This is a genomic window from Ruegeria sp. R13_0, from assembly GCF_017743995.1.
GTDB lineage: Bacteria > Pseudomonadota > Alphaproteobacteria > Rhodobacterales > Rhodobacteraceae > Ruegeria.
In genome coordinates this window covers 111,629-125,037 of sequence record NZ_JAGHRB010000013.1, presented here as the reverse complement: position 1 = coordinate 125,037, position 13,409 = coordinate 111,629, and the positions used below count along the sequence as shown (strand labels likewise).

The window sequence follows — 13,409 nt, the reverse complement described above, 5'->3', positions numbered from 1 at the left end:
ATGACCACGTAGAACACCACAAGCCCGGCGATTTCCCGGCAGAAACGACCAAACAGATACCGGACAGCGCCCCAGAGATCGCCCTCGGCCTCGGCTTCGGTCAGGACATGCCAGCGGCGGGTCAGAAACTCGAACAGTTTTTCGGCGATGAAGCCCACAACCAGAACGCTGGCAACCAGCCCCAGCAGAACCAGCGCACCATATGAGGTGAACGTGGTCACAAAATTCTTGATGGCTGTGGCTTGCGCACTGAAGAGGTTGGGGACGGTCGTTATGACATGCGTCCACGAGGCGACCATTTCGCTCCAGACCTCGTTCAGCTCGGTAATCGGATCCTCGCGATCCTCTGCAGCAGCTGCGTTTTTCTCGGCCACCGCATCCAGACGCTCCAACAGAATCGAGCGAACCTGATCATCCGACATCCGCGCAACCAGACCATCAACCTGCTCAGGCGTCAGATCGGAGGGGATGCTAACGGGGGCAGGCGTGCTGGAGCTTGAAGTACCCGCAACTTGCGCGTGCAATGGTCCAACCAGCAAGAAAAGAGAAAAAATCGCCGCCAAAAAGCGGAGGGGGCTTATCATGGTTCTGTCCTCGAACACGAATATTTGAACGTTTTTTTTCGGATCATAGGCAGGTGTGGGTGATTTTCCCAGAAATTTCATCGCTCTGGGCGGTGAGATTGGGCAAAACTAAAAAATGAATCTGAGTGGAGCCAAAAAAAAGGCCGAGCACTAAGCTCGGCCATAGTCCAACAGGGAGGTATGAAGATGATGAGCGTTTCAGCATCACCGCCTTCGAGTGCTCATTTAGGGGTCGGTTTGTGAACGTTCAAGAAGTTTTAATCTGATCGTTCAGCATTGCTGCTATGTTGCGAGTGCATAGCTAGAGTTTACCCATCATTTTCAGCTGCTTGCGTTGCGCGATGATCTCGTCCTGAACGAAGTCGCGGAACGCTCCGACCCGCTTGGAATGGCGCAATTCTTCCGGGTAGGCGAGGTAAACGGGAACGTCTGCGTTTTCGATTTCCGACAGGATCGGAACGAGGTATGGGAAGTCCTGTGTCACGTAGTCGGGCAGGACGCCAATTCCCAAATTGTGCAGCACGCCCTGAAGCACGCCGAAATAATTGTTCACTGTCAGCAGGGACCCCGGATTGAAGGTCATCAGATGACGCACCATCGCCGCACTTGCGCCCACCTGCGGGGCCGACGGTGTCTGGCTGATCAGGCGGTGTTCTTTGATCTCTTCCAGAGAGTTCAGCATCCCGCCATGAGATTCCAGATACTCCTGCGTGGCATAGAGCTTCATCTGGACGGTCATCAGGCGTTTGCGGATCAGATCGGCCTGGCTGGGCTCTTTCATGCGGATGGCGACATCGGCCTCACGCATGGGCAGGTCCAGAACACGCTCTTCCAGCATCAGGTCGATGTTCAGATCGGGGTACTGCTCGTACAGTTTGGGCAGGCGCGGGGCGAGCCATAGGGTGCCGAAGCCGAACGTGGTGGTCACGCGCAGGACGCCGAAGACTTCCTCTTCGCTGTCGCGGATGCGGGCGGCGGCGGCGTCCAAACGTTTGGACATGGCCGAGGTGGCATCAAACAGCAACTCACCCTGTTCGGTTAGAATCAGACCGCGTGCGTGGCGGTGAAACAGGGTTGCATCGAGCGATTCTTCCAGCGCGCGGATCTGACGGCTCACGGCGGATTGAGATAAATTGAGCCTGTCCCCCGCATGGGTCAGGCTGCCGGCGTCTGCCACCGCGTGAAATATTCTAAGCTTGTCCCAATCCATCGCCGCAACTTTCGTTATCCTCGTGAAGCCCTATATGAAATAGGTAACAAGTTCCACAATCAAACCATGAAATCCTTGGGATTCAGGGGATAATGGCTATACAGGTCAATATTTATGACCTAAAATGCGTGAATATAAAGCACACTGATCTGACGAGGGGAGACGTCTGATGAGTCAGCCACACATAACGCTGAACGACCGCTTCGATCTTGAGAAATCGCCCGTTCTTTTGAACGGAACACAGGCGCTTGTGCGTCTGATGCTGATGCAGAAGGCCCGAGATCAACAGGCCGGGTTGAACACCGCCGGACTGGTGACCGGCTATCGTGGCTCACCTTTGGGTGCGGTGGATCAGCAGATGATGCGCGCCCAGCGCTATCTGGCTGACAGCGACGTTACCTTTCAATACGGATTGAACGAGGATCTGGCTGCCACCGCGCTTTGGGGCAGCCAGCAGGCGGGCCTGCGCGGCGATGGCCGGTATGACGGCGTGTTTGGTCTTTGGTACGGCAAAGGGCCGGGGGTCGACCGGTCGGGCGATGTGATGCGCCACGCCAATATGGCGGGCACCGCGCAACATGGCGGTGTACTGATGGCAATGGGTGATGACCACACCGGCGAAAGCTCGACCGTTTTGCACCAATCGGAGTGGTCTCTGGTCGATATGTATATGCCCGTGGTCAGCCCCGCAGGCGTGCAGGAGATTCTGGACTATGGAATTTACGGATTTGCGCTCAGCCGGTTTGCGGGTGTCTGGGTTGGACTGAAAACGATGAAGGACACGATTGAGGTGACATCGGTCGTCGATGGCAGTCCGGACCGGATGGGCGTCGTGATCCCCGAGTTCGACATGCCCGAGGGTGGGTTGAACATCCGTCTTGGTGATACGCCGCATCTGCAAGAGGCCCGCGTGATCGACTACAAGCGTTTCGCGGCCGAGACGTTCTCGCATGCCAACAAGCTGGACAAACGTGTCTGGGGCAAGCCGGGGGCCAAGATCGGCTTCGTTGCGGCAGGCAAGAACTGGCTGGACCTGACTCATGCGCTGTCGTTGTTGAACATTGACGAGACCGAAGCAGAACGGCTGGGCATCACAACTTACAAGATCGGGCAGACGTTCCCGCTGGATATGGCCGGGTTCCATGATTGGGCTGAAGGTCTGGACCTGATCGTGATCGTTGAGGAAAAGCGCAAGCTGATCGAGGTTCAGGTCAAAGAGGCGATCTTTGACGACCGTCGGGGTCGCCGCGTTTATGGCTGGTACAAAGGCGGCGCCGGTACGCTGCATCGTGAAGAGTTGTTCCCCACACGCGGCGCATTGGACCCGATCATGATTGCCGAAAAGCTGGGTGACATCCTGATCGAAGAGGGGCGTGAAACGGATGGCGTCCGCGCAGGCCTCGCCAAACTGTCCGAGTCCCGGCGCGCAGACAACGCACAAGAAATCGCGACGCGTTTGCCCTATTTCTGCTCGGGCTGTCCGCATAACAGCTCAACCAAAGTGCCCGAGGGCAGCCGCGCCTATGCGGGTATCGGGTGCCACTACATGGTGCAGTGGATGGACCGTGAGACCACTGGCTTCACTCAAATGGGTGGCGAGGGTGCGAACTGGATAGGCGAGGCTCCGTTTTCGACCACCAAACATGTGTTCCAGAACCTGGGCGACGGGACGTATAACCACTCGGGCGTGCAGGCGATCCGGGCGGCGCTGTCGGCGGGCACAAACATCACCTTCAAGATCCTGTTCAATGACGCTGTTGCGATGACCGGCGGGCAAGGGAACGAAGGCGATTTGACGGCCGAAAGGATCGTGGCCGAGGTCAAAGCCATGGGCGTGCAGCACGTGGCGCTGGTCTATGATGAGAAGGAAGACGTGAACCTTGGGGCGCTGCCGTCGGGTGTAGAGAGCTTTGAACGTGCCGAGTTGATGAAAGTGCAGGATCGCTTCCGCGAGATCGAGGGCGTCTCGGTCATCGTCTATGTCCAGACTTGCGCGGCTGAGAAACGCCGTCGCCGCAAGCGCGGTGAGTTCCCGGACCCGGACAAGCGTGTCTTCATCAATACCGATATTTGCGAAGGTTGCGGCGATTGCGGGGTGCAGTCTAACTGTGTCTCGATCGTGCCCAAGGAGACTGAATTGGGCCGCAAACGCGCGATTGATCAATCCAGCTGCAACAAGGATTTCTCGTGCCTGAACGGGTTCTGTCCCTCCTTTGTCACTCTGGAAGGGGCAATGATCCGGAAAGAGGCGACCAAACAGCTTGATCTGCCCGATCTGCCCATGCCCGATCTGCCAAAGATCAACGGTACGCATAACGTGGTCATCACCGGGATTGGCGGCACAGGCGTCGTGACCCTCGGGGCGATTCTGGCGCAAGCGGCGCAGATTGACGGCAAAGGCGCGGGTATGATGGAGATGGCTGGCCTCGCCCAAAAAGGCGGTGCGGTTCACATCCATTGCCGTCTGGCGAACAAGCCGGAAGATATCAGCGCCATTCGTGTTGCAACCGGCGAGGCGCATGCGCTGATCGGCGGAGACCTTGTGGTTTCGGCCGGGGCAAAAACCCTGGGTCTGACACGGGCCGGACAGACCGGCGCGGTGGTCAACAACCACAGCACGGTGACCGGTGATTTCACCCGCGATACCGAATTCCGCATTCCGGGCGACCAGTTGGAACTGGCGCTGCAAGCGCGGCTGAAAGACGGGGTGAGCCTGTTCGATGCGACCGATCTGGCCAAGATCGTGATGGGCGATTCGATCTACTCCAACATGATGGTCTTTGGCGCGGCATGGCAGCGCGGTACCCTGCCTGTCAGTCATGAGGCGATCATGACCGCGATTGAGCTGAACGGAACCGCAGTCGAGCGCAACAAACGGGCTTTTGACGTGGGTCGTTGGGCGGTTCTGCACCCGGAGGAGGCGCAGGCGATGCTGGCCCCTTCCGTCTCGGAATTGCCCAAGACCCTGGATCAAATGATCGACTTCCGGGCGCAGCACCTGACCGACTACCAGTCGGCCCGATTGGCGAAACGCTACCGCAAGCTGGTGGACGGTATAGCAGATGAAACGCTGCGTGAGGTTGTGGCAAAAGGCTATCACAAGCTGTTGTCCTACAAGGATGAATACGAAGTCGCGCGCCTGCTGCTCACCAGCCGGGAAAAGGCCGCTGCCGAGTTCGACGGCGATTTCAACATGACCTTCCACCTGGCCCCACCGATATTTGGTGGGGAGGGTAGCAATGGCAGACCGCGCAAGCGTGCCTTTGGGGAATGGATGCATGGGCCTCTTAAGCTGTTGGCCAAGTTGAAGAGTTTGCGCGGCACGCCTTTGGATATCTTCGGCTACTCGGCCGAGCGGCGGATGGAACGCGCGCTGATCAAACAGTACGAACAGGATATGAAAGAGGTACTGCCTCTGATAACGGAAGATACTCGGGAAGTGATTGTTGCAATGGCGCGTTTGCCACTGGATATCCGCGGTTTTGGCCCTGTTTTGGTGCAAAACGAAGCCAAAGCTGCCAAGCGTCGCGAGGAGCTGCTGGCGACGATCCGCAGCGGAGGACCCGAGATGCGCGCTGCGGCGGAATGAGGCGTCACAAACCTGTCACCTTCGCTAGGCAAAATCTCCGCTTAACGTATAATACAGGCAGTTAGTTCCGGAGTCCTCAGATGCCCTCGCGCCGTCATGTCGTTCGAGACATTTCTTATGCCCATTCCGCCGAAACCAAGGGCGGTCGGATGGTCATCAAGTTGATGGAAAACACGACGGGCCGCATGCGACTGATCAAGCGTGCGGACGGGTATGAACAAGACGTCGCCAAGGGGCGCGATTTCTGGGATGTCATGGTCGAACGCTACGGTCTGACGCTGGATATTGCAGGTGGGGCGCTGTCGAATATCCCGAAGGACGGCCCTCTGATCCTGATTGCCAATCACCCTTACGGCATTCTGGACGGTTTGATGATGGGGCATATCCTGTCTGAAACGCGCGGCGATTTCCGGATTCTGGCCCATCGCGTGTTCCGTAAGGCAGAAGATCTGAACCGCATCATCCTGCCGATCTCGTTTGATGAGACGAAAGAGGCGATGAGGCTGAACCTTGAAACCCGCAAGACCGCCTTGAACTATCTTGGCGATGGTGGGGCGATTGGGATCTTCCCCGGTGGAACCGTCAGCACGGCCCTCACGCCGTTCGACCACCCGATGGACCCTGGTTGGCGGGGCTTTACCGCTCGGATGGTGGCCAAATCGAACGCGACCGTGGTGCCGGTTTTCTTCGACGGCCACACGTCTCGTTTGTTCCAGATCGCAAGCCATTTGCACAGCACCCTGCGGATGGGATTGCTGATCAAGGAGTTCAAGAAACGCGTTGATACCCCTGTTAAGGTGGTGATCGGCGAGCCTATTGGCCGTGATGTTCTGGACCCACTCAGCAAGGATACGCGCAAGATGATGGATTTCCTGCGCAAAGCCACGTATGAGCTGTCTCCGACACCGCTGAAGTCTTATGACTACGGCTATGAATTTGAGGAACGGCATCGCGCCTGAAGGGGCTAATGGCAGTAGGTATCTTTGATTCCGGTTTGGGCGGTCTGACCGTCCTGAACGCCGCGCAGCAACGGCTGCCCGACGTGGATTTCCTGTATTACGCGGACAGTGCGCATGCGCCGTATGGCGTGCGCGATGCCGAGGATATCTATCAGCTGACCCGCAAGGCGGTCTACGACCTGTGGGATCGCGGCTGCAATCTGGTGATTCTGGCCTGCAATACCGCCAGCGCCGCAGCCCTGCGGCGAATGCAGGAAGAGGGCGTGCCCGAGGGCAAGCGGGTTCTGGGCGTCTTTGTCCCCTTGATCGAGGCGCTGACCGAGCGGCAATGGGGCGATAACTCTCCGCCGCGCGAAGTGGCCGTCAAGCATGTGGCCTTGTTTGCAACGCCCGCCACTGTCTCCAGCCGCGCCTTCCAGCGGGAACTGGCGTTCCGCGCGATTGGTGTGGATGTCGAGGCACAGGCCTGCGGCGGCGTGGTCGATGCCATTGAAGACGGTGATTTGATTCTGGCCGAAGCATTGGTACGCAGCCATGTGGATGCGTTGAAGCGCAAGATGCCCGAACCTCAGGCGGCCATTCTGGGCTGCACGCATTACCCCTTGATGGCCGAGACGTTTCAGGCCGCTCTGGGCGCGGATGTTCAGGTGTTCAGCCAGGGCGATCTGGTAGCCGAAAGCCTGGCCGACTATCTGCAACGCCACCCGACCATGCTGGGTGAGGGAGAAGGCGGCTATCTGACCACCGGCAAGCCCGGCTTTGTCAGTGATCGGGCGACACAGTTCCTCCGACGACAAATCTCGTTTGAGGCGGCCTGATTTAGGTCAAGGACGCCACCCCTCCGATTTTCTAAATCCAAGACCGTCACAGTGGCGGTCATGATATGTGACACACGCAAAGAAGAGGTCTGACATGACCCATAAAATCGCAATTCTGGGCGCCTCGGGCTATACTGGCGCTGAACTGGTGCGGCTGATCGCCGAGCACCCGAACATGGAGATCGTTGCGCTGGCGGCGGAACGTAAGGCGGGCCTGTCGATGGCTCAGGTCTTCCCACATCTGCGCCATATGGACCTGCCAGATCTGTGCAAGATTTCTGAGATCGACTTTTCCCAGATCGACCTGTGTTTCTGTGCGTTGCCGCATAAAACCAGTCAGGAAGTGATCCGTGACCTGCCGAAGACTCTGAAAATCATCGACCTTTCTGCCGATTTCCGGCTGCAGGACGCGGATGAGTACGAAAAATGGTACGGTAACCCGCATAGCGCGTTGGAGCAGCAGGAAGAGGCGGTTTATGGTCTGACCGAGTTCTATCGTGACGACATCCGGAGCGCACGGCTTGTGGCCGGTACCGGCTGCAACGCGGCGACCGGACAATATGTGCTGCGGCCGTTGATTTCAGCCGGTGTGATTGATCTGGACGACATCATCCTCGATCTGAAATGCGCTGTGTCGGGCGCTGGCCGGTCGTTGAAAGAAAATCTGCTGCATGCCGAGCTGAGCGAAGGCGCGAATGCCTATTCCATCGGTGGCACGCACCGGCATTTGGGCGAATTCGATCAGGAGTTTTCAAAACTGGCCGGGCGCACGGTGCATATCCAATTCACGCCGCACTTGATCCCGGCGAACCGGGGTATTCTGGCAACCTCCTACGTGAAGGGCGACCCGCAGAGCGTTTATGAAACGCTGGCAAAAGCCTATGCTGACGAGCCTTTTATTGAGGTTCTGCCGATGGGCGAGGTGCCCTCGACCCACCATGTGCGGGGATCGAATTTTTGCCACATAGGTGTTGTTGCGGATCGGATTGAACGGCGTGCGATTGTGATCGCCGCTTTGGATAACCTGACAAAAGGTAGCAGCGGGCAGGCCTTGCAGAATGCCAACCTGATGTTAGGTGAGGATGAAACCCAAGGGCTGATGATGGCCCCTTTGTTTCCGTGAGGACGGTATGAAAACGCTCAAGAAACGTCGTCGAGTTCAGATCATTCTGGTGGCCGTAGCTGCCCTGGCGGTGTCGACGGCGTTGATTGGGTATGCGATGCGCGATGGCATCAACTTCTTCCGCTCGCCCAGCCAAGTGATCGCAGAGCCGCCCGCGCCGACCGAGGTGTTTCGAATTGGTGGTCTGGTCGAAGAGGGCTCGATCGTGCGGGGGCAGGGTGAAACGGTGCGCTTTGTGGTCACTGATGGCGGAGAGAGCGTTCCGGTGGCATTTACCGGGGTTCTGCCGGATCTCTTCTCGGAAAATGAGGGCATGGTCGGGACGGGTCGCTACGTCAACGGTGTGTTTGAAGCGACTGAAATCCTTGCAAAACACGATGAGACCTATATGCCGAAAGAGGTCATGGACGCCTTGAAGGAACAGGGCGTTTACAAGGATCCGGGCGAAAGCTGAACGCAGCTGCGCTGCGTGCCTCCGGCGGAGGTATTTTTGAACAGAAGAAGCGGGGGCGTTGCGTGCGGATGGCAGGCGGCGCTCTGTTTCGTTTGGGGTTGTTAAGGAGTTTGCAGGATCGTTCCCTCGACTGATGCAGGTGGGGGTCGTGATGCAGACGGTTCGACAGATTGCCGAAGAGATTGTGCGTCGGGAAGGCGGGTTTGTTGATGATCCGGATGACCCCGGAGGAGCCACCAATTTCGGCGTGACCATTCACACGATGCGCCGTTTGGGATTGGATTTGACGCGGGACGGGGTGGTTGATGTCGCTGATGTGCGGGCGCTCAGCCGCGTGCGCGCGGTTGATATCTTTGTGCAGCATTATTTTGAGAAACCGAGGATCGCCGCCTTGCCCGAGGCGCTGCAGGCCAGCGTGTTCGATATGTATGTGAATGCGGGCGCGCAGGCGGTGCGCATTTTGCAATCGCTTTTGGTGAAGATGGGTTTTGCTGTTGTAGTGGACGGGGTCATTGGCCCGCAAACCATCGGCGCCAGTCAGGACGCGGCGCGCCCGAACCCGGTTCAGTTGCGGGACGCGTATGGGGTGGCGCGGCGGAATTTTTACTTTCGGCTCGCAGATCGGCGGCCTGCATCGCGAAAATACGCGCGCACCCGTGCGGGTGGGAAAGGCGGTTGGATAAGGCGGGCGGAAGAGTTCCTGTCGGATCGCTATCACCTGAGCGACGAGGCGTTTCAGACGAGGGTTGCGGGATGGGTTTGATATCAGGCGTTTTGGGTTTCTTGTTCGGCGGCGGGCGCAACGTGGTGCGCGAAACCGCAGAGGTTTTTCGGGAAAACGCCGATGCGGGTGCCCAGCGCCGGATGGTGGCGCAAACTCAGGCCATGACGCAGTTCGGAGCCGAGTTTCAAAGGCCGCCCAAAGGCATGTTCGATCGGTTTATGGACGGGTTGAACCGTCTTCCGCGTCCGGCTTTGGCGCTGGGAACGTTGGGCTTGTTTGCCGCCGCCATGATCGATCCGATCTGGTTTTCGGCGCGAATGCAGGGGATTGCGCTCGTGCCCGAGCCTTTGTGGTGGTTGCTGGGCGTGATTGTCTCGTTCTATTTCGGGGCGCGGCATCAGGCGAAATCGCAGGATTTGCAACGCGAGATCTCGGCCGTGATGGCGCGGACACCGACAGTTCTGGCCAACCTTGATGCGCTTGGAAATATGCGCAGCGACCGACCCGGTGTGGCTGATACGGGGTCGGATGCGCGCTTGGCGCAAGAAAGCCTGCTGGCCGATGCGAACCCGGCGTTAGAGGATTGGCGACGCGAAAGGGGCTGAGTTGCGACACTATGTGCCCTGAAATGAAACGAAAGTGGTTGGCGATTACCGTGCCTCCGGCATATATCCTGCCCTATGGTTATAGAGCTAGGTCACTTCGCGCTAATCCTCGCCTTCTTCGTCGCTATCGTGCAAAGCGTGGTGCCCCTGATCGGGGCATCGAAACGCTGGGCTGGGTGGATGGCGTTTGCGGAACCGGCGGCAATCTCTCAATTCCTCCTTACGGCGTTTTCGTTCGGAGCGCTGGTTTGGGCGTTCACCACCTCTGATTTTTCGCTACGGATCGTGGTTGAGAACAGCCATTCCGCGAAACCGATGATCTACAAGATCAGCGGGACATGGGGGAACCACGAAGGCTCGATGCTGTTGTGGGTGCTGATCGTGACCCTGTTCGGCGCGATGGCCGCGTTTTTTGGCGCTGGTCTGCCGCCAACGTTGAAAGCACGCGTGTTGGCTGTGCAGTCGGCCGTGGCCGTGGCGTTCTTCGCCTTTATCCTGTTTACATCGAACCCGTTCGACCGGCTGGCGATTGCTCCGTTCGATGGTCGCGATTTGAATCCCCTGTTGCAGGACCCTGGTTTGGCATTCCATCCCCCGTTTCTGTATCTGGGCTATGTCGGTCTGAGCATGGCGTTCAGCTTTGCCGTGGCCGCGTTGATCGAGGGCCGTATTGATGCGGCCTGGGGCCGTTGGGTGCGGCCATGGACACTGGCCGCCTGGGTGTTTCTGACCATTGGGATCGCTCTGGGGTCGTGGTGGGCCTACTATGAGTTGGGCTGGGGCGGTTTCTGGTTCTGGGATCCGGTCGAGAATGCCTCGTTCATGCCATGGCTGCTGGCGGCGGCGCTGTTGCACTCGGCCATTGTCGTGGAGAAGCGCGAGGCGCTGAAGAGCTGGACAATCCTGCTGGCGATCATCGCCTTCGGGTTCTCGCTGATCGGGACATTCATTGTACGCTCGGGGCTTCTGACCTCGGTCCATGCCTTCGCGACAGATCCAGAGCGGGGCGTGTTCATTCTGTTGATCCTTGTGTTCTTTATCGGCGGTGCGCTAACCCTGTTTGCGGCGCGGGCGCAGGCGATGGAGGCGAAGGGCGTCTTTGGCATGGTCAGCCGGGAAAGCGCGCTGGTCGTGAATAACGTTCTGCTGGCCGTGAGCTGTTTCGTGGTGTTCGTAGGCACCATGTGGCCGATGGTGGCCGAGATGATGTTTGACCGGAAGCTCTCGGTCGGACCTCCGTTCTTTAACGCGGCCTTCACGCCGTTCATGGTGCTGTTGGGGCTGGTCCTGCCGGTTGGCGCAATGTTGCCGTGGAAGCGCGGAAAGCTGGGCAAGACAGCGTGGTCGCTGCGCTATGCGTTTGTGCTGGCCGTTGCTCTTGGCGTGCTGGTCTGGGCCATGCAGACAGGGCGTAGTGCTTTGGGGCCAATTGGTCTGTTTCTGGGTGCATGGATCACCTTCGGCGCCGTTCTCGATTTATGGAGCCGGACGGGACGCAACGGTAGTCTGAAACGCCTGTTCCGCCTGCCGGGGGCCGATTGGGGCAAGGCGGTTGCCCACACGGGTCTGGGTGTGACCATCTTCGCCATCGCCGGTCTGACCGCGTGGGAGGTTGAGGATATCCGCGTCGCCCAACCGGGGCAGCCTTTTGAGGTTGGTCAATTCACTCTGACGCTTGAGGATGTCAATCGCGTGCAAGGGCCGAATTATTTCTCGACCATGGCGGATGTGAAAGTGGAGACCAACGGGCGCATGATCGGGACGTTGCATCCCGAAAAACGTGACTATCCTGTTGCGCGTATGCCCACCACCGAGGCCGCGATTGACTACCGGATCATGCGCGATCTCTATGTGGTGATCGGGGACCAACAGGCGGATGGGGGCTGGGTCTTGCGCACCTACATTAAACCCTTCGCCAACTGGATCTGGGCTGGATGCCTGATGATGGCTTTGGGCGGCGTCCTCAGCCTTTGCGACCGACGATTCCGGGTGGCCGCTGGTGCACGCAAAGCCCCCTCTGCCGGAGTGCCCGCAGAATGAAACGTCTGATCCTGATCCTCATGCTGTTGGCGGCACCGGGATTTGCTGTGCAACCGGACGAAGTGCTGGACGATCCGGTGCTGGAGCAACGCGCCCGCGACCTCAGCACCGGGTTGCGCTGTCTGGTGTGCAGAAACGAGAGCATCGACGAAAGCAACGCAGACCTCGCGCGCGATTTGCGATTGCTGGTACGCGAAAGGCTGGTGGCCGGGGATACGGATGAAGAGGCGATCGCCTTCATCGTCGACCGCTACGGTGAATATGTGCTGCTGAAGCCCACGGTTACGGGCTCGAACCTGATGCTGTGGCTGGCCGGACCAATCATGTTGGTGATTGCCGCCAGTGTCGGCTTGATCTTTCTGCGCAACCGAGCCAAGGCGCAAGCGCTGGGTGAAAGCGATGGGCTGAGCGACGCCGAAAAAGAACGCCTGCGCCAAATTCTGAAAGACTGACGCATGGTTCCGCTTTTCCTCGGCCTGTGAATGCGGCAGTGTCCGCTCACGCACAGGCGCGAGGGAGAGCTTTAATGGACTACGAAACGATCCTGCTGGACATCACGGACGGGCTGGCGGTGCTGACGCTGAACCGCCCCGACAAGATGAACGCGCTGACCACGCAGATGCGGGCCGAGATCACCCACGCGATGAAACACGCGGCCCGAAACGCGCGGTGCATCGTCTTGACCGGGGCCGGACCGGCCTTTTGTTCCGGGCAGGATTTGGGTGATGCGTCGTCAACCGGAAAGATCGACCTGGAACGCTCGCTGCGCGATGAGTATGAGCCGATGCTCGAGACCATCCATGACAGCCCGGTGCCCACGATTGCCGCCGTCAACGGACCGGCAGCCGGGGCAGGGGCCAACCTTGCGCTCTGTGCCGATGTGGTGATCGCGACCGAGAGCGCCTATTTCCTTCAGGCCTTTTCCCGCATCGGCTTGCTGCCGGATGCTGGCGGTACGTGGTTCATGCCGCGTCAGATGGGGCTGGCCAAGGCCATGGGGGCCGCGTTGTTTGCTGACAAGATCACCGCGCGCCAGGCCGATGATTGGGGGCTGATCTGGGAAGCGGTCGCCGATGATGCGTTTGATGCTCATTGGCGCAGCAGGGCCGCACATTTGGCCCAAGGTCCGACGGCGGCCTATGGCGCGATCAAACAGGCGCTCCGCGGTACTTATGAGAAGACCTTGCCACAGCAATTGGCGACCGAGGCGCATTTACAAGGTGAATGTGGACGCTCGCGCGACTTTGCCGAAGGCGTGGTGGCCTTTATGGAAAAACGCCCCCCGAAATTCGAGGGGCGCTAA

General features: G+C 58.8%; 11 protein-coding genes and 1 pseudogene. 10 read left to right on the top strand and 2 right to left on the bottom strand.

Going from position 1 to position 13,409, the window contains the following annotated elements; translation table 11 throughout:
• A pseudogene (locus tag J7394_RS17470) lies at positions 1 to 584 on the bottom strand (mechanosensitive ion channel family protein); the annotation flags it as partial.
• 301 nt (positions 585 to 885) lie between these two features.
• On the bottom strand, positions 886 to 1,794 hold the full coding sequence (locus J7394_RS17465; RefSeq protein ID WP_209254924.1) for a LysR family transcriptional regulator: 909 nt from the start codon (positions 1,792 to 1,794) through the stop codon (positions 886 to 888).
• Between the two features lie 169 nt (positions 1,795 to 1,963).
• Here J7394_RS17465 and J7394_RS17460 point away from each other — a divergent pair, with 169 nt between their 5' ends.
• From J7394_RS17460 to J7394_RS17415, 10 genes are all read left to right on the top strand, one after another.
• Positions 1,964 to 5,383: an indolepyruvate ferredoxin oxidoreductase family protein gene (locus J7394_RS17460; RefSeq protein ID WP_209254923.1), complete on the top strand. Its 3,420-nt coding sequence runs from the start codon at positions 1,964 to 1,966 to the stop codon at positions 5,381 to 5,383.
• Positions 5,384 to 5,463: 80 nt separating this feature from the next.
• The gene (locus J7394_RS17455) at positions 5,464 to 6,342 is read left to right on the top strand and encodes a lysophospholipid acyltransferase family protein (RefSeq protein ID WP_209254921.1); all 879 of its coding nucleotides are present in this window, start codon (positions 5,464 to 5,466) and stop codon (positions 6,340 to 6,342) included.
• Between the two features lie 8 nt (positions 6,343 to 6,350).
• A complete protein-coding gene (locus J7394_RS17450) occupies positions 6,351 to 7,160 on the top strand; it encodes a glutamate racemase (protein ID WP_170373618.1) in 810 nt (269 codons plus the stop codon).
• 94 nt (positions 7,161 to 7,254) lie between these two features.
• A complete protein-coding gene (argC, locus tag J7394_RS17445) occupies positions 7,255 to 8,283 on the top strand; it encodes an N-acetyl-gamma-glutamyl-phosphate reductase (protein ID WP_209254919.1) in 1,029 nt (342 codons plus the stop codon).
• 7 nt (positions 8,284 to 8,290) lie between these two features.
• Entirely contained in the window at positions 8,291 to 8,737 is a 447-nt protein-coding gene (gene ccmE, locus J7394_RS17440) for a cytochrome c maturation protein CcmE (protein WP_170467093.1), read from the top strand.
• A gap of 151 nt (positions 8,738 to 8,888) precedes the next feature.
• Complete coding sequence (locus J7394_RS17435) at positions 8,889 to 9,500, top strand: holin-associated N-acetylmuramidase (RefSeq protein ID WP_209254917.1); 612 nt, start codon at positions 8,889 to 8,891, stop codon at positions 9,498 to 9,500.
• Positions 9,491 to 10,066, top strand: coding sequence for a holin family protein (locus J7394_RS17430; protein ID WP_209254916.1), 576 nt, complete (start codon positions 9,491 to 9,493; stop codon positions 10,064 to 10,066). The genes J7394_RS17435 and J7394_RS17430 overlap by 10 nt, the downstream gene beginning before the upstream one ends.
• A gap of 75 nt (positions 10,067 to 10,141) precedes the next feature.
• Entirely contained in the window at positions 10,142 to 12,106 is a 1,965-nt protein-coding gene (locus J7394_RS17425) for a heme lyase CcmF/NrfE family subunit (RefSeq protein ID WP_209254915.1), read from the top strand.
• Positions 12,103 to 12,558 carry a cytochrome c-type biogenesis protein gene (locus J7394_RS17420; protein ID WP_209254913.1) on the top strand — a complete coding sequence of 152 codons (456 nt, stop codon included), beginning with the start codon at positions 12,103 to 12,105 and terminating at the stop codon, positions 12,556 to 12,558. Before J7394_RS17425 ends, J7394_RS17420 begins: the two co-directional genes overlap by 4 nt.
• A 74-nt stretch (positions 12,559 to 12,632) precedes the next feature.
• Complete coding sequence (locus J7394_RS17415; RefSeq protein WP_170373625.1) at positions 12,633 to 13,409, top strand: enoyl-CoA hydratase-related protein; 777 nt, start codon at positions 12,633 to 12,635, stop codon at positions 13,407 to 13,409.

Bases quoted from the DNA above. Each gene is read 5' to 3' on its own strand.
- J7394_RS17465 (WP_209254924.1), bottom strand. From the start codon at position 1,794: ATGGATTGGGACAAGCTTAGAATATTTCACGCGGTGGCAGACGCCGGC.
- J7394_RS17460 (WP_209254923.1), top strand. From the start codon at position 1,964: ATGAGTCAGCCACACATAACGCTGAACGACCGCTTCGATCTTGAGAAA.
- J7394_RS17455 (WP_209254921.1), top strand. From the start codon at position 5,464: ATGCCCTCGCGCCGTCATGTCGTTCGAGACATTTCTTATGCCCATTCC.
- J7394_RS17450 (WP_170373618.1), top strand. From the start codon at position 6,351: ATGGCAGTAGGTATCTTTGATTCCGGTTTGGGCGGTCTGACCGTCCTG.
- argC (WP_209254919.1), top strand. From the start codon at position 7,255: ATGACCCATAAAATCGCAATTCTGGGCGCCTCGGGCTATACTGGCGCT.
- ccmE (WP_170467093.1), top strand. From the start codon at position 8,291: ATGAAAACGCTCAAGAAACGTCGTCGAGTTCAGATCATTCTGGTGGCC.
- J7394_RS17435 (WP_209254917.1), top strand. From the start codon at position 8,889: ATGCAGACGGTTCGACAGATTGCCGAAGAGATTGTGCGTCGGGAAGGC.
- J7394_RS17430 (WP_209254916.1), top strand. From the start codon at position 9,491: ATGGGTTTGATATCAGGCGTTTTGGGTTTCTTGTTCGGCGGCGGGCGC.
- J7394_RS17425 (WP_209254915.1), top strand. From the start codon at position 10,142: ATGGTTATAGAGCTAGGTCACTTCGCGCTAATCCTCGCCTTCTTCGTC.
- J7394_RS17420 (WP_209254913.1), top strand. From the start codon at position 12,103: ATGAAACGTCTGATCCTGATCCTCATGCTGTTGGCGGCACCGGGATTT.
- J7394_RS17415 (WP_170373625.1), top strand. From the start codon at position 12,633: ATGGACTACGAAACGATCCTGCTGGACATCACGGACGGGCTGGCGGTG.